The organism is Geminicoccaceae bacterium, from assembly GCA_020638465.1.
In the GTDB taxonomy this organism is placed as follows: Bacteria; Pseudomonadota; Alphaproteobacteria; order Geminicoccales; family Geminicoccaceae; genus JAGREO01.
This window is the reverse complement of record JACKIM010000001.1, coordinates 913,412-937,694: the sequence shown is the minus strand read 5'-3', so window position 1 is coordinate 937,694 and position 24,283 is coordinate 913,412. Positions and strand designations below refer to the sequence as shown.

The window sequence follows — 24,283 nt, the reverse complement described above, 5'->3', positions numbered from 1 at the left end:
ATTTTCCCCGATTTATCCCAGGAGACCGTACCGACCTTATTCAACTTCCGGGTCACATTGCCGTGAAGCCGTGCTAACAGCCGGTGCATGGCAAATGTACACAACCTTCCCAGTCCGTTCGAAGAGCAGGGCCCCTTGGCGAACCTGCGGACCCAGCCTCACAACATCGAGGCGGAGCAGGCGCTTCTTGGCGCCATATTGATCAACAACGAGGCCTATCATCGGGTTTCGGACTTTCTCCGTACGGAGCATTTCTTCGAGCCGGTTCACCAGCGGATCTTCGACGCCTGCACGAGGCGCATCGACCGCGGGCAGCTGGCCGACGCCAAGGCGCTGTTCCACCTGTTCGACGAGGACGAGGCGCTGGCCGATCTGGACGGCGGGCAGTATCTGGCGCGGCTCGCCCGGGCGGCGGAGACCATCATCAACGCCGCCGACTACGGGCGGGTGATCCACGACCTTGCCCTCAAGCGCGGCATCATCGAGCTGGGCGAGGAGGCGGTGAACTGCGCCTACGACCCGCAGGTGCAGGACACGGCCAGCGAGCAGATCGAGAAGGTCGAGCAATCGCTCTTCCACCTTGCCCAGCAGGGCGAGACGCGGGGCGGATTCCGCAATTTCGACCGGGTCCTGGCATCCACCGTCGAGATGGTCGAGGCGGCGCATCGCAAGGCCGGCAAGGTCACGGGCATACCGACGGGGCTCATCGGTCTCGACGAGAAGCTGGCGGGTCTGCAGCCCTCGGATCTCCTGATCCTCGCCGGTCGTCCGTCCATGGGCAAATCGGCCCTGGCGTTCACCATCGCCGCCAATGCCGCCAGCCACAGGGCCGGAGACCTCGACCGAGGCCGGCTCAAGCACGAGAACTACATCGTGGGTGTGTTCTCGCTGGAGATGTCCGCCGAGCAGATCGGCATGAGGCTTCTGTCGGCCGAAGCCGGTATCGGCTCGGACGACCTGCGTCGCGGCGAGTTGCGGGAGGATGACTGGCCGAATGTGGTCGCGGCCAGCCAGACGCTGGCGGCCCGGCCGATCTATATCGACGATACGCCGGCGCTGACCATAGGTGCCCTGCGGTCGCGAGCGCGGCGGCTCATGCGCACCCATGGGTTATCGTTTCTTGTTGTCGATTATCTCCAGTTGTTGCGTGGTAGCGGCAGTTATGGCCAGAACAACCGCGTGCAGGAGATTTCGGAGATCACGCAGGGGCTCAAGGCCATCGCCAAGGAACTCAACATACCCGTTCTGGCGCTCTCCCAGCTCAGCCGTGCGGTGGAAAGCCGCGAGGACAAGCGGCCGATGCTGTCGGACCTGCGTGAATCGGGCTCGATCGAGCAGGATGCCGACGTGGTCATGTTCGTGTTTCGCGAGGAGTATTACCTGTCGCGCTCCGAACCGCAGATGCGGGATGCCGAAAAGCCCGATGATTTCCAGAAACGCTATGCGAAATGGATCGAGTCCTGCGAGCGTGCGCACAATCGCGCGGACATCATCGTCGCCAAGCAGCGCAACGGTCCGATCGGTCCGGTGACCGTGCAGTTCGATCCGCAATTCGGCCGCTTCCGCAATCTCGAACTGGCCGAATATCAGGCAGCCGGCTATTGAGCACCGTGTCCCCATCTGCTAGCAGGCTCACCTGTCGCGCATCAGCAAGGCTCGCAAGGTACCGATGACAAATCCCTTTCGCGCAGTCGGCCGCGGTGTCCTCGGCGTGTTCGAGACAGTCGGCGAAATCTTCATGTTCGCCACGCAGGCCCTCGGCAGGGGACTTCGCGGGCCGTTCTATGTCCGGCAGATCGGCCGGCAAATGATCGACATTGGCTACTATTCCCTGCCTGTGGTCGGCCTTACGGCGATCTTCACCGGCATGGTGCTGGCCCTGCAGAGCTATACGGGTTTCTCGCGTTTCGAGGCCGAAAGTGCCATCGCCACCATCGTCGTCCTGTCGATGACGCGGGAACTCGGTCCCGTCCTGGCCGGCCTGATGGTGGCCGGCCGCGTGGGCGCGTCCATGGCCGCCGAACTCGGCACCATGCGGGTCACCGAACAGATCGACGCCCTGTCGACCCTTTCCACCGACCCGATGCGCTACCTCGTGTTTCCGCGTCTGGTCGCCGGCGTTCTGATGCTGCCCGTCCTGGTGCTGATCGCCGATGTCATCGGCGTCATGGGCGGATACATTGTCGGGGTCCTGAAACTCGGCTTCGGACCGGTGGAATACATCAACAAGACATTCGAGTTCCTCGAGGCCGAGGATGTGATATCCGGTCTGGTCAAGGCGGCGGTGTTCGGTTTCCTCGTGGCCCTCATGGGCTGCTATCAGGGCTACAATTCGGGGCGCGGCGCACAGGGCGTCGGCACGGCGACGACACGCGCGGTGGTGTCGGCATCGATCCTCATTCTCACGGCCAATTATATCGTCACCGAGATCTTTTTCACACGATGAGAAAGTCGAGCCAATGGGCGTAACCGGCGCATGACCAGCAACAAGATCGAGATTCGCGGTCTGAGCAAGTCCTTCGGGTCCAAGCATGTGCTGCGTTCGCTCGACCTCGACGTACCCGATGGACAATCTGTCGTCGTCATCGGCGGTTCGGGAACCGGCAAGTCGGTGCTGCTCAAATGCGTGCTCGGCCTGATGGAGCCGGACAAGGGGTCGATACGCGTCGACAACACCGAGATCGTCGGCGCCTCGCGCGGCACGCTGGAGACGACGCGGCGAAAGTTCGGCATGCTGTTCCAGGGCGCTGCCCTTTTCGACAGCCTTCCCGTCTGGGAGAATGTTGCATTCGGGCTTCTGGCCACCCGCAAGCTCGATCGCAACGAGGCCCGCGACAAGGCCATCCAGACCCTTGCCCGGGTCGGCCTGCGCGCCGAAACCGCCGATCTGTTCCCGGCCGAACTCTCCGGTGGCATGCAAAAACGCGTCGGCCTCGCCCGCGCCATCGCCGCCGAACCCGAAATCATCTTCTTCGACGAACCGACCACGGGCCTCGACCCGATCATGGCCGATGTCATCAATGACCTCATTCGTGGCTGCGTGCAGGAGCTGGGGGCCACGGCCCTCTCGATCACCCACGACATGGCCAGCGTGCGCAAGATCGCCGACCGCGTCGCCATGCTCTACGAAGGCGGCATCATCTGGGAAGGTCCTGTGGCTGACATCGAGAACAGTGGCAACGCGTATGTCCACCAGTTCATCCATGGCCATGCCGACGGACCGATCCAGTTCGGCCAGCCCGGCCGCGGGGAATGAAACCGGACAAGGTGGCTCGACAGGCAGGGCCGGGAGATCCTCCAACCCCACTATTTTTACTGTAAAATAACCTCGCACGAAGGCGTCAGGGGATGCCGGAGAGCGATTTTCCGAATACGGGGTGGGGTTTGCAGACCGGTAGCGGTCGCCTCGCCGGCACGGGCGGCGGCGGCAGGTCGGGGAAATCGCCGGGCGGGAGCGCGCGGATCAGGCGCAGCTCGTCCGGCGCGAAGATGGCAAACGCACCCGCCTGCGGGGTCGTCATCATCGCGTCGAGGATATGCTCGTGGAGACTTTTGAGCAGGCGGGACCGTCCCCTGGCGCGGAGCCTTTCCTCCTCGCTGCGGGATTTCCTCGCCCTTGCGGGTTTCGCCGCTCCGGGAGTGTCCTTCGTGAGCGACCATGGCACCGGGCAGACATCCGGCACGTCGATCCCTCTGGCCACCGACTTCAGCAGCGAGGTGATGACATTCCCCATTCCCCTGCGTCCGGCACGATCCAGCCATGCCCTTTCGGCACCATCCGCCGATGCGACGGATTGCGCCAGGGAGTTGTCCTGCAACTGGCGGAACCAGTCGCGGGAGTGAAACAGCAGCAGACGGTGGAGGATCACCCGGAGGCCATGACCACCATGTGGGGATAGTCCCGCCCGCATCGCCGACAGGACACCCGCCACATGCGGCAGATGTTCCAGCCCGTCGACCTCCGCCAAATCGAGCCGGACCGCCGGCCCCGCCAGCACCCCGCGCCGCCCGGTCGCCACCAGCCAGCACACCTTGAGAAACCGAGGCGCGCCCCAGCGAAAGACCCGGCCGGCAAGTTTGCGCGGCAATATGGGGGGTGTGGGAGAGGTGTGGGACATGGGGGAGGTTATGATGGAAGGGCAGTGCGAGAGTCAAGGAATAAATTCTTCTTTCGATCTCACTCGTGCTCCGATGATATGAGCAGAATAATCCTGACGGTAAAATATTTCATCTTGTGATCGAAAAGTACAAGGGTAATATCACTTTATGGAATGACAAGATTATTCATTAGTTAATGTTCCTATAAAACAAGTCTCCATAAAATTGAAAATTACCATCCGGTCCAAAAAAATCTTGTGTGCACTTTCGATCAAAATTATCACCATAGCGACCGTGTTTTGCAATCGAAAATGCGGCGATGCCCGGCGATATAGGGCGAATACGTCAGTCAGTATCAACAAGTCATTCCTTCAAAACCGCAAAAGGGAGATCCCACAGTGGCAACCGAAACCATGGTTGGCGGTATCGGCACCGATCAGGTACTCAACGTCTACATTTCCGGGGATAATACAGGGGAAGTCATCAACGCAAATATCCTTTCCGATCCCCTGCTTTCCTCCGCGGTCGCCCTGCAGATCGCGGTTGGCGGTACCGTCCAGTTCTACATCAACGGCAATGGCGGTTCGGATATCATCGCCGGCACCGGGCTCGGTGACGTCATCACCGGCGGTGCCCAGGATGACCTGATTTTTGCCGGTGACGGCGATGACTGGGTCAGCGGCAGCAGGGGTAACGATGTCCTCTTTGGCCAGAACGGCAACGACAAGCTGTATGGCGAGGGCGGCGCCGATTCCATCAGCGGCGGCAACGGCGACGACATCATCGACGGTGGCAACGGCAAGGACACCATCGAGGGCGGCAACGGCAACGACACCATCGAGGGTGGCAACGGCAACGATACCATCGAGGGTGGCAACGGCAAGGACACCATCTCCGGCGGCAACGGCAACGACACCATCTCCGGCGGCAACGGCAAGGACAGCATCGACGGCGGCGAGGGCAATGACACGCTGTACGGCAATGGCGGAGCCGACGTCTTCACCTTCGCGTCCTTCAGCGCCGATGCGCCCGAGCATGACATCATCAAGGATTTCGGCTGGAATGACCAGATCGACCTGACCGGTGTCGCCGGCCTCGACGAGGTCAACATCAGCAAGCTGAACGGCAGCACGGCGCTGGTTTCGCTGCACGATGCCAGCGGCGACCTGCTCGGCGACATCCGGGTGCAGGGTGCCGAGAACCTGCTCTACCAGGCGGGCGAGGTGACCGGCGACCAGGCCGGCGACGCGCTGATCAGCGGTGGTGCGACCATCATCCTCAACGATGCGGTGATCGTCCTCTGATCATCGTCATCCCATCCTCTCATCACCGCTCCCTCAGACGGTGGTGAAAAGGGGCCGGCAGGTTGCTGGCCCCTTTGTCTTTGTGGGCGACTTGCCGCGGCAACGGGCGGTCAAGGCCCTTGGAGGGCCGTCCGCAGGTGTGTTATCCGGCTCACGCGGATCGCTTTTGACAACCGGGAGATGCGGGATGGAACGTGAGGCGATGGAATTCGATGTCGTCATCGTCGGGGCCGGGCCGAGCGGGCTGGCCGCGTCCATCCGGCTGATGCAGCTCGCCGCGGAACAGGAACGCGAGATCACGGTCTGCGTGATCGAGAAGGGCTCGGAGGTCGGCGCGCATATCCTTTCCGGCGCCTGCATCGAGACGCGCGCCCTCGACGAACTGCTGCCCGACTGGAAGGAACTCGGCGCGCCGCTGAATGTCGAGGCGGCCGGAGACAGCTTCGTCTTCCTGACCGAAAAGAACGCCTACACGCTGCCGACGCCGCCGCAGATGCACAACGAGGGCAATTACATCGTCAGCCTGGGGCAGCTCTGCCGCTGGCTGGCCGAGCAGGCCGAGGGGCTGGGGGTGGAGATCTATCCGGGCTTCGCCGCCGCCGAGGTGCTTCATGGCGAGGATGGTGCGGTCAAGGGTGTGGCCACCGGCGACATGGGAATCACGAAGGACGGCGAGCAGGGCCCCAATTACCAGCCCGGCATGGAGCTGCGCGCGCGCGTCACGCTGTTCGCCGAGGGATGCCGGGGCAGCCTGACCAGGACCCTGTTCGAGAAATTCGACCTGCGGAGGAACGCCCAGCCGCAGACCTATGGCATCGGCATCAAGGAGCTGTGGGAAGTCCGGCCCGAGAAGCACAGGCCCGGCCATATCATGCACACCATCGGCTGGCCGATGGACAGCGATACCTATGGCGGCTCGTGGCTCTATCATTTCGAGGACAATCTCGTTTCGCTGGGCTTCGTCATCGGGCTGGATTATGCCAATCCGCATCTTTCTCCCTTCGACGAGATGCAGCGGTTCAAGACCCATCCGAAGATCCGCGAGCTGCTCGAAGGCGGGCGCCGGGTCGCCTACGGAGCGCGGGCGCTGTCGGAAGGCGGGTTGCAGTCTCTGCCGGAGCTGATCTTCCCGGGTGGGGCGCTGATCGGCGATTGCGCGGGGTTCCTCAACGTGCCCAAGATCAAGGGCACGCACACGGCGATGAAGTCGGGGATGCTGGCGGCCGAGGCGGTGATGGATGCGCTTGCCGGCGAGGCGGAGAGCCCGGTGCCGTCCTCCTATCCGCAGCGGTTCCGCGACAGCTGGCTGTACGAGGAGCTGCACGGTGTCCGCAACATCCGCCCGGCGTTCCGCTGGGGGCTGTTCCCCGCACTGGCGCTGAACGCCATCGACACCTTCGTGTTCAGGGGCGGGGCGCCATGGACCCTCTCGCATCATGGTGCGGACCACACGAAGATGAAGACGGTGAACAATGCCCTGCCGATCCGCTATCCGCGGCCCGACGGTGTCATCACCTTCGACAAGCCGTCATCGGTGTTCCTGTCCAACACCAATCACGAGGAGGACCAGCCGGTGCATCTGCGCCTCAAGGATGCGTCGGTGCCGATCGCCATCAACCTTGTCGAGTATGACGCGCCGGAGCAGCGCTACTGCCCGGCGGGGGTCTACGAGATCGTCCGCGACGATGACGGATCCAACCCGAGGTTGCAGATCAACGCCCAGAACTGCGTCCACTGCAAGACCTGCGACATCAAGGACCCCACCCAGAACATCATCTGGACCACCCCCGAAGGCGGCGGCGGCCCGAACTACCCGAACATGTGAGGGGGGTGAGCGGGTGAGCGATGATGGCGAGATCCGGTGGGTCATCAAGCTGGAAGGCAGCCAGTGGGACCTCGATTTCTGGAAGGAAGCCTTTACCTCGCCTCCCTATGAAGTGCACATGTTGCCGACCCAGGTAGACGGGACGGACATGGCGCCATGCGTCTGGATTCCGGAGGTGGCGGATCTTGTCGGTGAGGAATTTGTCCTGAAAACCAGGGACATATTCGGACTTCTGAACGGCATTGCGGCCGTGGCGCGTTATGGAAATATCGGTCAGGTAAGGCCGGGGCATTATTATCCATTTTCCAGAGATTGGAAATTGATAAGAGAGAAAATGAATTCCAAATCTACTGCTTCCGGTAAAATAGGATTCAATTTTACAGTCAATTTAAATAATCCAATTTCTGATATTCATCGATGGAATAATATAATCCTTCATTCTGAATATTTTCAAGATGCGATTAAATATTATTCTCAATCCCTCAATTCGGATTATCCGTGGGTGGATTTATACAATGCGCGTGAAGTTATGTTCAAATGGCCGGAATTGGATAAAAACGCGCGAAGATGCCGGATAGCCCGATTGCATGAGAGTGCAGGCACAGGCGAAGATGTCTGGAAGAACTTCCTCGATACGGCCAACCATCATCGGCATTCCGGCCTTGACCAGCCGGGACCGCAAGAGCCGATGACACTGGTTGCCGCTCGTAGATATGTCGGAAGGCTGATACGGGCTGCCCTGGACGAAGCTGCCGAAGGCGGTGAGGTCCGTCAGCCGTAGGGCGGGCGGTGCTGTCCGGCGGGGGAGAGGGTGAAGACCTCGACGCCGTCGGCGGTGACTCCGACCGTATGTTCGAATTGTGCCGAAAGGGAACGGTCGCGGGTGACGGTGGTCCAGCCGTCGGCGAGAATCTTCACATCGGGTTTGCCGGCATTGATCATCGGTTCGATGGTGAAGATCATCCCCTCGCGGAGAACGACACCCTCGCCCGGCCGGCCATAGTGTTTCACCTCCGGCGGGGCGTGGAATTCGCGGCCGACACCATGGCCGACGAAGTCGCGCACCACCGAGCAGCGGGCGGCTTCGGCGACGGTCTGGATGGCGTGGCCGACATCGCCCAGCGTCGCACCGGGCTTCACCGCCTCGATGCCGGCCCACATGGACTCGAAGGTGACGTCCACCAGCTTCTGTGCCTTGACGCCGGTCCTGCCGCCGATGACGAACATGCGGCTGGTGTCGCCATACCAGCCATCAAGGATGACGGTGACGTCGATGTTGACGATATCCGCCTTCGCCAGCTTCTTGGTGTCGCTGGGAATGCCGTGATTGACGACGTGATTGACCGAGATGCAGCTGCTCCTGGGGTAGCCGCGGTAGCCGAGCGTGGCCGCGACGCCACCATGCCTGCGCATGAAGGCGTCGATCTCGTCATCGAGCGCCCCGGTGGTGACTCCGGGCTGCACGAAAGGGATGATGTGGTCGAGCGTGCGTGCTGCCAGCTCGCAGGCACGGCGCATGGCGGCGAAATCCTCTTCGCCATGGATCGGGATGGCGCGGCCGGTGCCGCCCTCATCGATGGGCAGGGTATCGTTCATGGTGCTCCGCTCGGCTTCAAACGGACGACAAACAACTCGATCGTGCGGTATTTTGCAACCTTCAGGCCGTCACGCGGCTGCGCCACCACGCAAATATCCCCGCGCCGACGACGATCGAGGCGCCCGTCAGTGTCGCCATGTCGGGAATGTCGCCGAAAAACACGATGCCGAGGACGATTGCCCAGAGGAGCTGGCTGTAGCTGAAGGGCTGGAGGATCGAGGCTGCGGCGAGCGAGTAGGCCTTGATGAGGAGAAGGTGAGACAGGCTGCCCAGAATGGCCGTACCCGCAAGTTTGAGCCAGTCGGCACCCGTGGGTGTCTTCCAGTCCAGTAGTGCCGGGACCGCCAGCAGCAGCGTGCCCAGCGCGATCTGGATGAAGAAGATCATGCCGACGCTCTCGTGGCGGGTGAGGATGCGGGTCATGATCTGGAAGACGGCGAACATCAGGGTGGCCACCAGCACGATGACATAGCCCGCCTGAAAGCTGGCATCGCCCGGCCGCAGGATGATCATGACGCCGATGAAGCCCATGGCCACCGCCAGCCATCGTCGCCAGCCGACCTTCTCGCCGAGGATCGGTACGGCCAGTGCGGTGATGACCAGCGGCGTGGCGGCGAAGACCGCATGGGCATTGGCCAGAGGCATCATGCCGAAGGCCATGATGGCAAGGGTCAGCTCGATGGTGATGATGACGCAGCGCACGACCTGGAGCAGCAGCATCCTGGGCCGCCGCAGCTTGCCGCCGGTGGCGTGCAGCATGAAGGCGGCCGCGACCGGCAGCGACATGGCGTAGCGGAGGAAGGCCACCTGATACGGGCCGTAGACGGGAACCAGCTGCTTGCTCAGCACGTCCATGAACGTCATCAGCAGCATGGCCAGCAGCAGCAGGCCGATACCGCGGGCGTGGCTGGCGGAGTCCTCGATGACGCCGTTCAGAGCGGAGGCTTTCGCGAACTGAACTGGGTGGCGCGGTCGAACTGGTGTGCCGCCTGTAGCAGCCGGGCCTCGGCAAAGGGCCGGGCAACCAGTTGCATCGCCATCGGCAGGCCACTGGCCGTGTGCTCGATCGGCACCGAGATCGAGGGCAGTCCCAGATAGTTGAACGGAAAGATGAAGTGGCCGAACTCGTTGGACAGCTTGACGAAACGTGGATCGCCGCCGGTGTCCGTATCGTCGATGCGCGGAATGGGCTGCGGTACGCAGGGAAGCTGCAGCATGTCGATCCCGGCCATGGTCCCCGCCACGAACTGGCGCAGGGCGGTGGTCCGCCAGCTTCGCGCGCGCAGGTAGCTGGCGACGTCGATGCCCAGCCCGAGTTCCATGCGTGCCAGCGTCTCGCTGGTGTACTGCTCGCGGCTGGTTTCCAGCCAGTCGAGGTGATGGCCGCAGGCTTCGGCGAACATGATCGCCCGGCGCAACGTATTGAGGGCATGGAAATTAGGCAGGTCGACCGGCACCATCTCGGCACCGAGATCGGCCAGGACGCGCCGCGATTCCTCCAGAAGGTCGAGGATCTCGCCGGAAATATCGACCTGACCGGGGTCGGCGACATAGCCGATGCGCTGGCCTTCGAGGCCGTTTTCCAGTGCCTGCTCGTAGTCCGGTACCGGGCGGCGGCTGGAAAGCGCATCGTTGTCGTCATGGCCGGCGAGTATGCCCAGCAGGATGGCGGTATCACGGGCCGTGCGCGTGAAGACGCCGACATGATCGAGCGATTGCGACAGCGGCATCGCCCCGTAGCGGCTGACCCGGCCGTAGGTGGGCTTGAGGCCGACCAGGCCGGTACAGCAGGCAGGAACGCGGATCGAGCCGCCGGTATCCGAGCCGAGTGCCGCCGGCGTCAGCCTCGCGGCCACCGATGCCACCGGACCGCTCGACGAGCCTCCGGTGATGTGGTCGGTGTTCCAGGGGTTGCGCGGGTGGCCCGTGTGGCGATTGTGGCCGGTGATTCCCAGCGCGAACTCGACCATGTTGAGGCGGCCGATGTCGAGTGCTCCCGCATCGTCGAGCCGTCGCAGGGCGGTCGAGGTCACGTCGGGCACGAAATCCCGGCGCAGCCGCGTGCCGGAGGCGCATGGACGGCCCTTGCGGTAGAACATGTCCTTGTGTGCCATCGGCACGCCATGCAGTCGGCCGCGCCGATGGCCCGCCTGCAACTCCGCGTCGCAGCGTTCGGCATCCGCCAGGGCGCTCTGCGCGTCGATCCCGACGACCGCATTGAGCCTGCCGCCATGCTCCTCGAAGGCTTGGATCGAGGCCTGCGTGGCCTCGGTGGAGGACAGCCTGCGCATGTAGATGGCATCCGCCAGTTCGCTCAGGCTCAAATCGAGAATATCACTCACCGATCATCTTCCACATCGCGGGATTTTTCAGCGAGATCCTCCAGGGCGACGAGAAAGCTCGAAGGTTCGAGGTCGAAATCGAGGGCGCGGGTGATCTCGCGGATCTCGCCGGACAGCTTCTGTCCGGCACTGATGGCCTCCCGCCGGGCTGCAGCGGCGATATCCGAAGGTTGCGGTTCCGTATCCCGATCGTGCATGATCTCCTCCCCGGTCGTCAGTTTTGCGAGTAGCCCCTTTGCGACCGACCGTCGAGAGGAATACTCGTGACGGGGAACGAGACGGGATTGTCGCCGCCGGCACTTGAGGTATGGTGGAGGGCGACACCCGCCTCTCGCTTGCGACGCGGCGGGTGTCGGTGTACAGCACATCGCTGTAGTGTCGGAAGGAACGCCTCAGGGAGATACTTGATGGACATGAGCGGCGAGTACCGTATCCCGGCGCGTCGAGAGCGGGTATGGGCTGCACTCAACGATCCGGAAGTGCTCAAGCAGGCCATACCGGGCTGTGACGAGCTGAACAAGGTCTCGGACACCGAGCTTGAGGCCAAGGTCACGGCGAAGGTCGGCCCGGTCAAGGCCCGGTTCGGGGGCAATGTCCGACTGGAGAATATCAACGCTCCTGTCAGTTATTCCATCGTTGGCGAAGGCAAGGGCGGTGCCGCCGGTTTTGCCAAGGGCGGTGCCGATGTATCGCTGGCCGAGGACGGTGACGGAACGGTCCTGAGCTACGTCGCCAAGGCCGAGGTTGGCGGCAAGCTCGCCCAGATCGGGTCGAGGCTCATCCAGGGCACCTCGAAGAAGATGGCCGACGAGTTCTTCGGCAAGTTCTCCCAGATCGTCTCGGATCTTCCCGATGGCTATGCTGCCCAATCGGGAGGTTCTTCGACTGCGCAGGATGCAGCCGGGAGTGTCGCGGATCGTGTGGTCCATGCTGCGGGCGATGCGGCCGGGGCGGTCTCCGCTGCGGCGTCCTCCGCAGCCCATGCCACAAGCGAAGCGGTTCACGACGCAGCCGAAGCCGCGGGCAGTGCCGCCGATTCGGTGAAGACCGCCGCCTCGTCCGTGTCCGGCAGTGCCTCGCAGGCCGCACCTCCGGCATCCGCCACCACTTCACAGCGCGCCAGTGCGACCGCGACGGAGTCCGCCGGCAGCAACAAGACCCTGTGGATCGGTGCAATCATCATCGTCCTCATTCTGCTCTATCTTTTCTTCGGCGGTTGAAGCCGCTTATCCAGTTCAGTAAGGGAGGTTGAACGCATGGTCGCCATTTCACTCAGCGTGAACGGCAAGAAGGTATCGGGTGAAGTCGAGGAACGGACGCTGCTCGTCGAGTTCCTGCGCTCGAACCTCGGACTCACCGGAACCCATGTCGGCTGCGACACATCGCAATGCGGCTGTTGCGTCGTCCATGTGGACGGCAAGAGCGTCAAGTCATGCACCACGCTGGCAGTACAGGTTGACGGTTCCGAGGTCCGCACCATCGAGGGCATGGCTGCTGCCGATGGAACCCTGCACCCGATCCAGGAGGCCTTCCGCGAGAACCACGGGCTGCAATGCGGTTTCTGCACGCCGGGCATGATCATGTCGGCGGCCGATCTGTTGCAGAACAACTCGAACCCGAGCGAGCGAGAGGTTCGCGAGTGGCTCGAAGGCAACATCTGCCGTTGCACGGGTTACCACAATATCGTGAAATCCATTCTGGCCGCCGCCGAAACCATGCGTTCGGCTGCCGAATAAGGAGCGTTCGGATGGCAGAAAAGGGAATCGGAGCCAGCGTCCCCCGCAAGGAGGATCAGCGCTTCATTACCGGCCGGGGTCGCTATACCGACGACATCAACCAGCGCGGCCAGGTCCACGCGGTGTTCGTGCGCAGCCCGCACGCCCATGCGAAGGTCGTCAGCGTCGACAAGGCCGCGGTCGAGAACATGCCCGGTGTCATCGGGGTGTTCGACGGCACGGATATCGCCGCCGCCGGGCTCGGGACGCTGATCTGCGGCTGGATGGTCCACTCCAGGGACGGCTCGCCGATGAAGGCGGGGCCGCATCCGCTGCTGGCACAGGGCAAGGTGCGCTATGTCGGCGACCGGGTGGCCATGGTCATCGCCGAAACCTATGCGCAGGCCAAGGATGCCGCCGAGGCGCTCGAGGTCGAATATGCCGAACTGCCGGTCTCGGTGGATCTGGCGAAGACCGACGCGGGTCCGCTGGTGCATGATGAGGTCGGGAACAACCTCATCTATGACTGGGTGCTCGGCAATGTCGAGGAGGGGGCGATCGACAAGACGCTTGCCTCCTCGGCGCATGTCACGACCATCGAACTGGTCAACAACCGTCTCGTGCCCAACGCGATGGAACCCCGTGCCGCCATCGGCTCCTATGACAGCGGCCTCGACCAGTTCACCTGTTTCGTCACCAGCCAGAACCCGCACGTTCACCGGCTGGTGATGTCGGCCTTCATCCAGGTGGCGCCGGAGCACAAGCTTCGGGTCATCGGTCCCGACGTCGGTGGTGGCTTCGGCTCGAAGATCTTCATCTATGGCGAGGAATGCCTCGTCACATGGGCGTCGAAATTCACCGACGGACGTCCCGTGAAATGGGTGGCCGAGCGCAGCGAGAGCTTCCTTTCCGACTGCCACGGCCGCGACCATATCTCGGTGGCGAAACTCGGCACCGATGCCGACGGCAATGTCACCGCGCTGAAGGTCGAGACGAAGGCCAATATCGGCGCCTACATGTCGACATTCTCTTCCAGCGTGCCGACCTATCTCTACGGAACGCTGCTCGCCGGCCAGTACAAGACGCCCGAGATCTTCTGCAATGTGAAGGCGTACTACACCAACACCGCCCCGGTGGACGCCTATCGCGGTGCCGGACGGCCCGAGGCGAGCTTCCTGCTGGAGACGCTGTTCAATCAGGCGGCGGTCGAACTGGGCAAGGATCCGGCCGAGTTCCGCCGGCAGAACTTCATCCCCAAGGATGCGTTCCCCTACGCCACGCCGGTAGCCCTGACCTACGACACGGGCGACTACGAGGCGACGCTGGATGCGGCGTTGAAAGTTGCGGACTATGCCGGCTTTCCTGCCCGCAAGGCGGAGTCCGGGGCGCGCGGCAAGCTGCGTGGCATCGGCATTTCCTGCTACATCGAGGCCTGCGGCATCGCCCCTTCGGCCGTCGTCGGCTCGCTCGGCGCGGGGGTCGGCCTTTGGGAAAGTGCCAAGGTGCGCTTCAGCCACACCGGCAAGGTGCAGGTCCTCACCGGGACCCACAGTCACGGCCAGGGTCACGAGACGACCTTCTCGCAGCTTGTCGCCGAAAAGCTCGGCGTACCCTACGAGGACATCGAGGTGATCCATGGCGACACCGAGAAGACCCCGGTGGGCATGGGCACCTACGGTTCCCGCTCGCTGGCGGTGGGCGGTGAGGCCATTGCCAGGTCCTGTGACAAGATCATCGAGAAGGGCAAGAAGATCGCGGCCCATCTGCTTGAGGCATCCGAGGCGGACATCGAGTTCAGGGATGGCAATTTCACCGTTGCCGGTACCGACCGCTCGAAGTCGATCGGCGAGATCGTGTTCGAGGCCTATGTGCCGCACCACATCCCGCAGGGGCTGGTCGAACCGGGCATGGAAGAGGGCGCATTCTTCGATCCGCCCAACTTCACCTATCCCTCGGGTACGTATGTCTGCGAGGTGGAAGTCGATCCGGAAACCGGCGTGACCACCATCGAGAGGCTGGTTGCCGTGGACGATTTCGGCAATGTGATCAATCCGATGATCGTCGAGGGACAGGTCCATGGCGGGCTTGCCCAGGGCATCGGCCAGGCGCTCACCGAGAGTGCCGTCTATGACGAGGCGGGTCAGCTCCTGACCGGATCGTACATGGATTACTGCATGCCGCGGGCCGACAATGTGCCGAGCTTCGAGGTGCATACGACGTCCGGCACGGCCTGCACGTCCAATTCGCTTGGCGTGAAGGGCTGCGGCGAGGCCGGGGCCATCGGGTCGCCGCCGGCGGTCATCAACGCCATCACCAACGCCATTGGCGTACGGGTCGAGATGCCCGCCACGCCGCAGAAGGTCTGGCAGGCCCTGCAACAGGCTGCCGAATAGTCACCGGGGAGAGATCAAGACATGTACGCATTCAAATATCACAAGCCCGGTTCGGTCAGCGAGGCATCGAGCCTGCTGTCGGGCTCGGAGGATGCCAAGCTGCTGGCTGGCGGCCATACCTACATTCCGACGCTCAAGCAGCGGCTGGCACAGCCTTCGGATGTCATCGACCTGTCCGCCATCGCGGAGCTCAAGGGTATTCGCGAGGAAAATGGCGGGATCACGGTGGGAGCTATGACCACCCATGGCGAGGTGGCCCATTCCGATGCGGTCAAGCGGGTGATTCCCGCGCTGGCGGCCCTGGCGGAGGGGATCGGCGACCCGCAGGTGCGCAACCGCGGCACGATCGGCGGATCGATCGCCAACAATGACCCGGCGGCGGATTATCCGGGGGCCGTGGTCGGGCTGGGTGCGACGGTCCGCACCAACAAGCGCGAGATCGCCGGTGACGACTTCTTCGTCGGCATGTTCGAGACCGCCCTCGAAGAGGACGAGATCATCACGGCGGTGCACTTTCCGGCCCCGACAAAGGCCGCTTACGAGAAGTTCCCCAATCCTGCATCACGTTACGCCGTGGTCGGTTCGTTCGTGGCGCAGACCGCCAATGGTCCGCGAGTGGCGATCACCGGTGCCGGGGGAACAGTGTTCCGTCATGAAGGAGCCGAACAGGCACTGGCCTCCAACTGGAGTGCGGATGCGGTAGCGGGAATTTCCACCGATCCCAATGATCTCAACAGCGATATTCATGCCAGTGCCGAATATCGTGCGCATCTGGTGGGGGTGATGACCAAGCGGGCCGTTGCCAAGGCGGGGTGATACGCGCCTTTCGCGCATGAAAGGAGAGGGGGCTCCATGAGAGCCCCCTTTTTTATGGATACGCCAAAGACAGGAACAGGGCATCAACGGCTGGTGGGGAGATCATCCGAGGAATGGTCGAAGTCCGTACAGGCACGATCCGCCAGCAGAACCAGCCATTCCACTACCGATCTTGTTTGCGGACTATGGATTGTCTCGTCGAGGCTATCTTTGGACACCAGATGGCGAAGTGACTGCCAACGTTCGCAAAATTCCGCCAAGTCGCGGATTTCAGAGATTGAGTCATGTGTCATATTTCATTTCTTATCCAAATTTGAACAATTTCAACCTATCGCCCTCATGGGGTAATCAATCGTGAAATTTATGTAAATACTTCGTGAATCTCGTATTTAGTCCTTTGCATATTAAGCGTATTAAATCAAGTTGTGAATAGGGGCGGTGGATGTGGAACCAAAAAAGCTAAAAATAGGACTATATGGCGCATTCTGGGTTGCGTGGCCTTCGGGCGAAGATGTTCCCCTGAAGGGTAGCAAGCTGAAGGCGATGATTGCCCTCCTGGCCCTTGATCCACGAGGGGTCAGAACAAGGTCCTGGTTGCAGGACAAGCTGTGGGGCCGCGTTGGTACCGAACATGGCCGTGCCAGCCTGCGTCAGTCCCTTCGCACGCTGCGGGCGGTATTTGGCGGGCAATGCGAGCACTTCTTCGACATCGGACATGACCAGATCCAGCTGCGCCCCGAATGCTTCGAGATCGTCGGCGACGAGGGCGATGGGCAGTTGCTGGAGGGTCTCGACATCGACGAGCCCGGTTTCCGGAACTGGTTGAGCGAAAGACGCGCCAGTCAGCAGGTGTCGCCGACCCCCGGGCAGAAGGATGTTCCCGCTGACCAGCGGCTGCTTCCATCGATCGCCGTGCTGCCCTTTACCGGCTTCGGTGTTCAACCGGGCGATGACGCGGTCGGTGACGTGCTTGCGGCGGAACTGACCCGGGCCATGGCCCGCTCGTCGCTGATCGATGTGATCTCGCATCTCAGCAGCCGCAAGATCGATTCCCGGACGACCGACCTGCAACAGCTACGCCAGCTGCTCGATGTCGACTATGCGATCCAGGGGCAGTTTGTGCCCTACGCACGGCACTTGCGGCTGGATATCGACCTTATCGACGTCGATCGCGGCAAGATCATCTGGACCAGCGATTTTCAGGTGGATCTGAGTGATTTCCTCAACGGCGACAAGGAGGCGATCTGGCAGATCGGGCAGCAGGTCGGCCAGACCATCGTCTACCATTCGATCGATCTGGCATCCACCGAACCGTTGCCGGATCTCGAAAGCCACCGGTTGCTGATGTCCAGCATCGCGCTCATGCACGAACTTCGCCTCAACCTTTTCGCAAGATCGCGGACCCAGCTTGAGGAACTGCTGGCCCGGATACCGAATTCGTCGATCCTGAATGCATGGCTGGCACAGTGGTACAACCTGTCGATCCAGCAGGGCTGGAGCATCGACCGGGCGAAGGACGGCCGGATCGCGCTCGATCACGTGAACAGGGCGCTGGATGCCAATCCGCACTGCTCGTTCTCGCTCGCGATGGACGGCCTGGCCAAGACGTTTTTCACGAAGAATTTCGTTGATGCGGGCGAGAGCTACGATCAGGCTCTTCGCATCAATCCCAACAATTCACTGGCGTGGCTGTTCAAGAGTGTGATGGAAACCTTCAAGGACGAGGGCGAGACTGCGGTGCAGTCGGCTGCCAGGGCCTGCCGGCTGTCCCCTCTCGACCCCCACAGATTTCTCTATGATTCGCTGTCGGCGTCGGCGGCCGTGGCCGCGGGCCGATATGAGGATGCGGTTCGGTTCGCCGAGGACTCCCTGAAGGTCAACGGACGTCACAATTCGACTTATCGCAGCCTGATTCCGGCGCTTGTCGAACTCGGAAGGGAGGATGAGGCGCGCAAATATGCGGCCCGCCTCATGCGTATCGAGCCGGGTTTTTCCGTCAGGAACTATGAAGATTACCATCCTGCCGCGGGATTTTCGGTAGGCAAGATATGTGCCAGGGCCTTTCGCAAGGTCGGGCTTTCCTGAAGTTTTTTCCGCCCGATTCCGGTCGGGCATTGCTTGGGGAATATTTGGTTCATGCCATTCCATCTCGATCAGGTCATTTCCCCTGATCGGGGAATGACCTGGGTCTGAAAGGTATTCGCCGAATTTTAATGAAGGAGGATTTGTATCATGACGGGTTTGACGGGTCTCACAGGTTTGACGGGATTGACAGGACTCACGGGTCTCACCGGATTGACCGGTCTCACGGGCCTTACCGGCCTGACGGGTTTGACGGGGCTCACCGGCCTGACGGGTCTCACGGGGCTTACCGGCCTCACCGGTTTGGGCAATTCAGCGCCCGCCTCCGCCACTTCGCTCATAGCGACGCGCGACGGCATCGCCGGTTTCTGGGATGCGCCGGCCAGCATGCCGCAGCCGCTGGATGGCGAAGCGGCACGGAACATGGGCAAATGGTCAACCATCGTCCGCTCACTGGTGTTCGATATGGAACTCCTGTCTCGTGTTGCTGTCGTCGGGTACAGGAAAACCTCCAGTAGTCAGTCTGATACGATGGCCACAGTCTCGCATCTGCATATGAATGCCCCCGCCGAGGATGGCGTGCCGAAGGGCGCGCAATATCACAAGCTTGTCGACATCATTCGTCCACCGATGGACGTGTTTCGCCAGCAACTGACACTGGTGGCGAATTATGCCGACCTGCGTGCCGACCGCGCATCCGAGATCCTCGACCAGGTCGGTTATCCCACCGGCTTTTTTGCTACCGTCATGGGGCTGCATCCCGAACGCCACGGCTATGTCATGGAACTGGTGGCCGCCTGCCAGAAATTCGCCTCGCATGTCACGATCCGGGTCAAGCACGCGCTCGCCTGCAAGAGGCCGGATACCATGTCGGCGGAGATCCAGCCGATCATCCGGACTCCGGCGCATGGCGCGTTGCCGAGCGGCCATTCGACGGAGGCTTTCTGTGCCGCCCGTGTGCTCCTGGAGCTGGCCCAGGGTACGGGGCACCTGCCTGACCGGCTTGAAGCCATGCTGATGGCACAGGCCGCGCGCATCGCCATCAATCGCACGGTCGCCGGTGTCCATTTTCCGGCCGACAGCGTGGCGGGCGCCATGCTCGGCCTCGCCCTGGGAGAATATTTCATCAACCGTGCCGGCGGTGGCACTCTCCAACTGGGAACGGCCACCTTCGACGGCAACGCGATGGGGTCCACGGACTTCCTGCCGGGCGACCTGTTCAGGAACGGACAACGCACGGACATGGATGGCGGCATCGTCACGCTTCAGGCGGGCACCAGTCCCGTCGATGTCTCCGCACCGCTGCAATGGCTGTGGAACGAGGCGCGCAGGGAGCTTGAGGACGCGGCGGCATGAAGGGGAGATGACCCATGACCAGTTACCAGCTTCGCGGGCCTCTCTTCGATCCGGCGCACCGTGGGGCGAAAGGCCCGCCCCATCCACCCGTCGATCCCGTCAGCGTCTGGCTGGCCGGCTGGGGGCGCCATTTCGATTATGCGATCACCGGTCGGAGGAGGAAGCCGGACTGCCTTTCGGTCATCGATCATGCGGCCCTCGCGAGCATGAACGGCGAGAATGGCGGCGGCGGCGTGGCGCCACGGCAGCCGGGCATCGTCCGCTTCGTGCGACCCGACCGGCGCGAGCATGGAGACCACGGTGACGAGCTGGCTCGCGGGCTGGCCGGGCAACTCGCCGGACATGGGGGCCACGATGCAACGGGCGATGACGACAGGCCCATGGAGTCGTTCGTACCGGTCGATGCAACGCTCCTGACCCGTCCCGACGCGGCAGACGCCTCGATCGAGCCCGCCACAAGCTGGTCGCCCGGGAAGGCCCGGCCGTCGGTGGTGACGGCGATCATCGACGATGCCTTCAATCTGGCTCATCGCAATTTCCGCGATGCCGATGGACAATCCCGGATCGACTTCGCCTGGATCCAGGATGGCGAGCCGGGCGGAACGACGGTGCCGTTCGGCCGGGAGATCGACCGGGACGGAATTGACGCGGCTGTTTCGGAAAACGGGGATGGTGGCCCGGAGGATCGGGTCCTGCGCGCGCTGGGACTGGTCGACTATCGCCGGCACGGGGTCAATGCGCTGGCGGGGCGCGCCGGTCATGGCACGGCTGTCGCCGATCTGGCGGCGGGCGCCGAGGATGCCGCCGACCGGCGGATCGTCACTGTCGCCCTGCCGCGCGAGATCGCACTCGACACATCCGGATATCGTCTTCACCACTATTTTCTCACCGGATTGCAATATGTGCTGCAACGGGTCCGGGACATGCAGGCAGCTTTCGCCGACGGCCGCAAGCTGCCCGTAGTCGTCAATTTCAGCTATGGCATCACCAGCGGACCACATGACGGGCGCCACGTGATCGAACGGGTGACGCGGTTGCTGATCGCCAACCACAAGGCACGTGGTGGCGGAGAAGTCACATTGCTGTTGCCGGCGGGCAACTCGAATCTCGCGCGAGGTCATGCCCACTCGGCACCCGGTGCCACTTCCATAACGTTGCCATGGCGGTTGCAGCCGGCCGACCAGACCGCAAGCTATATGGAGGTGTGGTTTCCGGAAAATGCCGGAAAGGTCGTGTTGAAACTGACCGCGCCGGACGGGCGACCGGTTACGCAAGGAGATGGTGGACAGGAGACCGAGTTCTCCCATCCGGATTGTGCGCAACTGCTCGTCGATCCCGATGGCGGGAAGGATGCCGACGTAGCTGGTCTGCTGTGGTATCATCAACCGGTTCCCGGTGGTCTCAGGCGGCTTGTCGTCTGCCTGGCACCCACGGAGATTCCGGCCGATCCGTGGCTTGCGGGAAAACCCGTCCTCCGGCGCGGCATTCCCTCCGGGATCTGGCGCTTCGAGCTGCGCTACGAGGTGCCGGGTGGCGCCGTTCCGGCCGAAGCGCGCATCATGGCCTGGATCGCCCGCGACGAACCGCCGTTCGGCAGCCGTGTGCAGGCCAGGCAATCCTATTTCGACGAGCCGTCCTACGAGCGGTTCACGCCGGATGGCGATGTGCTTGTCGGCGACCCCGCCGAAACCTCGTCGGTGGTTCGCCGCGAGGGCACGATCAACGGACTGGCCACCGATGGCGGCGCGGGCGATGACGATCCGTTCTTCATCGCCGGCGCCTATCTCTCGTCCGGTCACTATTCCGGACGTGGGGGAAACAGCCACGAGACGGCCTACTCGTCGACCGCTTTCGGTAACGGCCGCCGGCCCGACGCCGCCGCACCCGCGGACTACTCGCGCGGCCTGCCCGGTGTGCTGGCTGCCGGTACGCACAGTGGTTCGACAGTGGTCCTCAATGGTACGAGCGTGGCATCGCCGCAGATTGCCCGGCGGATTGCCGATCTTCTGGCCAATGACCCCACCCTGACACCTTCTGCGATACGACAACGGATCAGGGAGGAGATCGACACCTTCGAGGAAAGTCTCGGCCGCGACCAGCCGCAGCCCCCGCCCTCCTACATCGCCCTCGACAGCCGGCGCGCCGGTGCGGGCAGGGTGGGGCCGCAGCCCTGGCCCAGACGCATGCGACGCCAGGTTCCCGAAGCAGGGGCCGCACCGCCCCTCGTCCCCACGTCGTAGACGAGGCTCGTCGACGTTGTCGCCGATGCGAAGGCGTTCCTGTCATGGTTCTGTCATCAAACTGGCTAAATCCAACGCCTGAGGTTATTGTCATCAGGTTGTCATCGGCGACAACGAGAAAAGCACTGGGATCCAACGAGCCTCCAGGGGAGATGATTCATGCCGATGCCCTTGACCCGCCGCCTGCTTGCGGGTGCCGCCCTTTGTCTGTCGGTGATGGCGGCAAGCAACATCCCTGTTTCGGCGTCCGCCGAAGAGATCGTGCTCAAGTTGTGGTCCCGTGCCGACCGCTCGGGGCCATTGCGGGCCGGCAACATCGTGGCCGCCGCCGATGAGCTCAACCGGATGCTCGCGGCCTCCGGCAGCGACACGACCGTCAAGGTCGACGTGTTCGAGAACAACGCCAAGGGCTTCGACGACGACGCCCTCGACATGTTGAAGGCCTTCGCCGTCGACAAGGGGCCGGACATCTACGTGCTCGCGCATGAATGGATCGGCGCGTTCGTCGAGGAGGGATACGCCTACAGGCTCGACGACCACATCGGGGCCAATCCCGAGCTGTATGGTGACATCATCAGGACCCTGTGGCAGGCGGTGAGCTACAAGGGCGGCATCTACGGTGTACCGCAGGATTCCGAAGTGCGCATGTTCTTCTACGACAAGGACATGCTGCGCAAGATCGGCAAGGACGAGGCGTTCATCGACGGCCTGCCGGATGCGGTCAACAGCGGTGACTTCACCATCTACGACATGACCGACCTCGCCAAGGAGGTCGTCGACGCCGGTGCCGCCAAGTACGGCATTCTCCACCGTCCGAATGTCGGTCCCGATTTCCAGATGCTGATGGCGGTCTTCGGCAACGATATCTACGACGAGGAGAACAACAAGCTCCAGGTCTCCGAGAAGGGGCTGACGGCTTTCTTCGAGTGGCTCAAATATGCCGTGGATAACGGTGTCATTCCGGAGAACATGACCTCATGGGACTGGGATTCGGTGCACGCTGCCTTCCGCGCCGAAAAGAGCGCCTTCATCAAGTTTCACGGGATCTGGAACGTCCCGGCCCAGCTTGAGGCACGCGGCCTCGACAAGGACAGCTATTTCAAGGCCATCGGCTGGACCAATGCCCCGCCGGCGGAAAAGGGCGGCCAGCCGGCCAATCTGAGCCATCCCATCATCTATGTGGTGTCGGGCAAGAGCGAGCATCCCGAACTGGCGTCCTACATCGTCGGCCTTGCCAGTCAGGACGTGCTCAATACCGCCCATGCCGTAACCACCGGCCACACGCCTATCAATTATGGCCAGACGGCGATGCCGCTGTTCCTCGAAGAGGGCTGGGCGCTGCGTGCCGGTGCGCCCATGCTCGACTACAGTTCGTTCATGCCCAATCATGCCATGATCGGTCCCTACAACGCTCTGGTCTACAAGGGCATCCAGGCGGTCGAGACGGGCAAGCTCGACCCGGCCGATGCCGCGGCCTTCGTGGTGGAGGAGATGCAGGGCGAACTCGGTGACGAACTCGTCGTGCTCGACTGAACCGACCTGAACGCCACATGTGTCCGGCCGGGGTGCTCTCTCCGCTCCGGCCGGCCATGATCCGGGACGAACGCCCTGAGCACGCAATCGCGCCAATGGCAGAACATGGTCATCTTCCTCGGACCGGCCATCTTCCTGCTCGCCCTGTTCTTCCTCTTGCCGGTGATCGTCGATGTGTTCGTCGCCTTCACCGACATGGGAAGGTCGCTGAAGATCCATGAACTCACCACCGCCAATTTCGAGCGGATGCTGACCGGCGACCGCCGCATCCTGCCGACACTGGCGCTGACGGCGATCTATGTCTTCTTCACGCTGGCGATCTTCAACGTCACCTTCGGCCTCATCCTCGCCCTGACAACGACGGCGGTTCCGGACCGCATCGGCGGTTTCTTCCGCGCCGTGTGGCTTCTTCCGCGCATGAGCCCGTCGGTGGTCTACTCGCTCCTGTGGATATGGGTGGCGAGCCCGACCGAGCGTGGTCTCATCAACCAGGTGCTGCACGGATTTCTCGGTTTCGGGACGATCGACATGCGCACCGATTATCCGGTGGTGCTGATCGTCATTGCCAACGGCTTCATCGGCGCGTCGATGGGCATGATCATCTTCACCAGCGCCATCCGCTCGATCCCCGAGCACCTGTTCCACGCGGCGCGCGCCGATGGCGCCGGGCCACTGGCCATCACATGGCACATTACCCTTCCTGCCATCCGCTGGCCCCTGTCATTCATCACCGTGTACCAGACGCTCTCGCTGCTGGTGAGCTTCGAGTACATCTGGCTGATCACCAATGGCGGACCATTCTACGATACCACGGTCTATGCCCTCTATGTCTACAAGCGGGCCTTCGACAACGGCCAGTATGCCTATGGTGCGGCACTGGCATTGTTGCTGGTCCTGATTGGTATTGCCGCATCGCTGGCCATGTGGCGTTTCTTCGACATGAAACGGCTGCTCCAGCATCCGCGCATCGAGGTGCAGTGAG

At 62.5% G+C, this 24,283-nt stretch carries 20 protein-coding genes; 15 read left to right on the top strand and 5 right to left on the bottom strand.

Annotated elements, in window-relative coordinates; translation table 11 throughout:
• Positions 1-87 precede the first annotated feature (87 nt).
• From H6851_04460 to H6851_04450, 3 genes are all read left to right on the top strand, one after another.
• Positions 88-1,605, top strand: coding sequence for a replicative DNA helicase (locus H6851_04460; protein MCB9942855.1), 1,518 nt, complete (start codon positions 88-90; stop codon positions 1,603-1,605).
• A gap of 64 nt (positions 1,606-1,669) precedes the next feature.
• Complete coding sequence (locus H6851_04455; protein MCB9942854.1) at positions 1,670-2,446, top strand: ABC transporter permease; 777 nt, start codon at positions 1,670-1,672, stop codon at positions 2,444-2,446.
• Between the two features lie 30 nt (positions 2,447-2,476).
• Complete coding sequence (locus H6851_04450) at positions 2,477-3,256, top strand: ABC transporter ATP-binding protein (protein ID MCB9942853.1); 780 nt, start codon at positions 2,477-2,479, stop codon at positions 3,254-3,256.
• A gap of 85 nt (positions 3,257-3,341) precedes the next feature.
• On the opposite strand, the gene H6851_04445 is transcribed toward H6851_04450, so the two are convergent.
• Positions 3,342-4,118, bottom strand: a complete 777-nt coding sequence (locus tag H6851_04445) for a hypothetical protein (protein MCB9942852.1) — start codon at positions 4,116-4,118, stop codon at positions 3,342-3,344.
• 378 nt (positions 4,119-4,496) lie between these two features.
• Between H6851_04445 and H6851_04440 the strand changes: the two genes are divergently transcribed.
• The 3 genes from H6851_04440 to H6851_04430 all read left to right on the top strand — a co-directional run bounded on the left by H6851_04440 (position 4,497) and on the right by H6851_04430 (position 8,008).
• Positions 4,497-5,402, top strand: coding sequence for a hypothetical protein (locus H6851_04440; GenBank protein ID MCB9942851.1), 906 nt, complete (start codon positions 4,497-4,499; stop codon positions 5,400-5,402).
• Positions 5,403-5,589: 187 nt separating this feature from the next.
• Complete coding sequence (locus H6851_04435) at positions 5,590-7,227, top strand: electron transfer flavoprotein-ubiquinone oxidoreductase (GenBank protein MCB9942850.1); 1,638 nt, start codon at positions 5,590-5,592, stop codon at positions 7,225-7,227.
• Positions 7,228-7,240: 13 nt separating this feature from the next.
• Positions 7,241-8,008: a hypothetical protein gene (locus H6851_04430; protein MCB9942849.1), complete on the top strand. Its 768-nt coding sequence runs from the start codon at positions 7,241-7,243 to the stop codon at positions 8,006-8,008.
• Here H6851_04430 and map read toward each other — a convergent pair.
• The 4 genes from map to H6851_04410 form a co-directional block, all read right to left on the bottom strand.
• Positions 7,999-8,823, bottom strand: a complete 825-nt coding sequence (gene map, locus H6851_04425) for a type I methionyl aminopeptidase (GenBank protein ID MCB9942848.1) — start codon at positions 8,821-8,823, stop codon at positions 7,999-8,001. The two genes, H6851_04430 and map, sit on opposite strands and share 10 nt — an antisense overlap.
• A gap of 61 nt (positions 8,824-8,884) precedes the next feature.
• Positions 8,885-9,697: a DMT family transporter gene (locus H6851_04420; GenBank protein ID MCB9942847.1), complete on the bottom strand. Its 813-nt coding sequence runs from the start codon at positions 9,695-9,697 to the stop codon at positions 8,885-8,887.
• Positions 9,698-9,756: 59 nt separating this feature from the next.
• Entirely contained in the window at positions 9,757-11,166 is a 1,410-nt protein-coding gene (locus tag H6851_04415) for an amidase (GenBank protein ID MCB9942846.1), read from the bottom strand.
• Positions 11,163-11,363: a hypothetical protein gene (locus tag H6851_04410; protein MCB9942845.1), complete on the bottom strand. Its 201-nt coding sequence runs from the start codon at positions 11,361-11,363 to the stop codon at positions 11,163-11,165. The genes H6851_04415 and H6851_04410 overlap by 4 nt, the downstream gene beginning before the upstream one ends.
• Before the next feature lie 210 nt (positions 11,364-11,573).
• Between H6851_04410 and H6851_04405 the strand changes: the two genes are divergently transcribed.
• From H6851_04405 to H6851_04365, 9 genes are all read left to right on the top strand, one after another.
• On the top strand, positions 11,574-12,386 hold the full coding sequence (locus H6851_04405) for a carbon monoxide dehydrogenase subunit G (protein ID MCB9942844.1): 813 nt from the start codon (positions 11,574-11,576) through the stop codon (positions 12,384-12,386).
• 36 nt (positions 12,387-12,422) lie between these two features.
• Entirely contained in the window at positions 12,423-12,902 is a 480-nt protein-coding gene (locus H6851_04400) for a (2Fe-2S)-binding protein (protein MCB9942843.1), read from the top strand.
• 11 nt (positions 12,903-12,913) lie between these two features.
• A complete protein-coding gene (locus H6851_04395) occupies positions 12,914-15,274 on the top strand; it encodes a xanthine dehydrogenase family protein molybdopterin-binding subunit (GenBank protein MCB9942842.1) in 2,361 nt (786 codons plus the stop codon).
• Positions 15,275-15,295: 21 nt separating this feature from the next.
• A complete protein-coding gene (locus H6851_04390; GenBank protein ID MCB9942841.1) occupies positions 15,296-16,090 on the top strand; it encodes a xanthine dehydrogenase family protein subunit M in 795 nt (264 codons plus the stop codon).
• A gap of 594 nt (positions 16,091-16,684) precedes the next feature.
• The gene (locus H6851_04385; GenBank protein MCB9942840.1) at positions 16,685-18,175 is read left to right on the top strand and encodes a hypothetical protein; all 1,491 of its coding nucleotides are present in this window, start codon (positions 16,685-16,687) and stop codon (positions 18,173-18,175) included.
• A gap of 147 nt (positions 18,176-18,322) precedes the next feature.
• Positions 18,323-19,528: a phosphatase PAP2 family protein gene (locus H6851_04380; GenBank protein MCB9942839.1), complete on the top strand. Its 1,206-nt coding sequence runs from the start codon at positions 18,323-18,325 to the stop codon at positions 19,526-19,528.
• Positions 19,529-19,542: 14 nt separating this feature from the next.
• On the top strand, positions 19,543-21,768 hold the full coding sequence (locus H6851_04375) for a S8 family serine peptidase (protein ID MCB9942838.1): 2,226 nt from the start codon (positions 19,543-19,545) through the stop codon (positions 21,766-21,768).
• Between the two features lie 159 nt (positions 21,769-21,927).
• Complete coding sequence (locus H6851_04370; protein MCB9942837.1) at positions 21,928-23,301, top strand: extracellular solute-binding protein; 1,374 nt, start codon at positions 21,928-21,930, stop codon at positions 23,299-23,301.
• A 105-nt stretch (positions 23,302-23,406) separates the two neighbouring features.
• Positions 23,407-24,282, top strand: coding sequence for a sugar ABC transporter permease (locus H6851_04365; protein MCB9942836.1), 876 nt, complete (start codon positions 23,407-23,409; stop codon positions 24,280-24,282).
• Position 24,283: the final 1 nt, after the last annotated feature.

Bases quoted from the DNA above. Each gene is read 5' to 3' on its own strand.
- H6851_04460 (MCB9942855.1), top strand. From the start codon at position 88: ATGGCAAATGTACACAACCTTCCCAGTCCGTTCGAAGAGCAGGGCCCC.
- H6851_04455 (MCB9942854.1), top strand. From the start codon at position 1,670: ATGACAAATCCCTTTCGCGCAGTCGGCCGCGGTGTCCTCGGCGTGTTC.
- H6851_04450 (MCB9942853.1), top strand. From the start codon at position 2,477: ATGACCAGCAACAAGATCGAGATTCGCGGTCTGAGCAAGTCCTTCGGG.
- H6851_04445 (MCB9942852.1), bottom strand. From the start codon at position 4,118: ATGTCCCACACCTCTCCCACACCCCCCATATTGCCGCGCAAACTTGCC.
- H6851_04435 (MCB9942850.1), top strand. From the start codon at position 5,590: ATGGAACGTGAGGCGATGGAATTCGATGTCGTCATCGTCGGGGCCGGG.
- map (MCB9942848.1), bottom strand. From the start codon at position 8,823: ATGAACGATACCCTGCCCATCGATGAGGGCGGCACCGGCCGCGCCATC.
- H6851_04420 (MCB9942847.1), bottom strand. From the start codon at position 9,697: ATGCTGCTGATGACGTTCATGGACGTGCTGAGCAAGCAGCTGGTTCCC.
- H6851_04410 (MCB9942845.1), bottom strand. From the start codon at position 11,363: ATGCACGATCGGGATACGGAACCGCAACCTTCGGATATCGCCGCTGCA.
- H6851_04405 (MCB9942844.1), top strand. From the start codon at position 11,574: ATGGACATGAGCGGCGAGTACCGTATCCCGGCGCGTCGAGAGCGGGTA.
- H6851_04400 (MCB9942843.1), top strand. From the start codon at position 12,423: ATGGTCGCCATTTCACTCAGCGTGAACGGCAAGAAGGTATCGGGTGAA.
- H6851_04395 (MCB9942842.1), top strand. From the start codon at position 12,914: ATGGCAGAAAAGGGAATCGGAGCCAGCGTCCCCCGCAAGGAGGATCAG.
- H6851_04390 (MCB9942841.1), top strand. From the start codon at position 15,296: ATGTACGCATTCAAATATCACAAGCCCGGTTCGGTCAGCGAGGCATCG.
- H6851_04380 (MCB9942839.1), top strand. From the start codon at position 18,323: ATGACGGGTTTGACGGGTCTCACAGGTTTGACGGGATTGACAGGACTC.
- H6851_04375 (MCB9942838.1), top strand. From the start codon at position 19,543: ATGACCAGTTACCAGCTTCGCGGGCCTCTCTTCGATCCGGCGCACCGT.
- H6851_04370 (MCB9942837.1), top strand. From the start codon at position 21,928: ATGCCGATGCCCTTGACCCGCCGCCTGCTTGCGGGTGCCGCCCTTTGT.
- H6851_04365 (MCB9942836.1), top strand. From the start codon at position 23,407: ATGGTCATCTTCCTCGGACCGGCCATCTTCCTGCTCGCCCTGTTCTTC.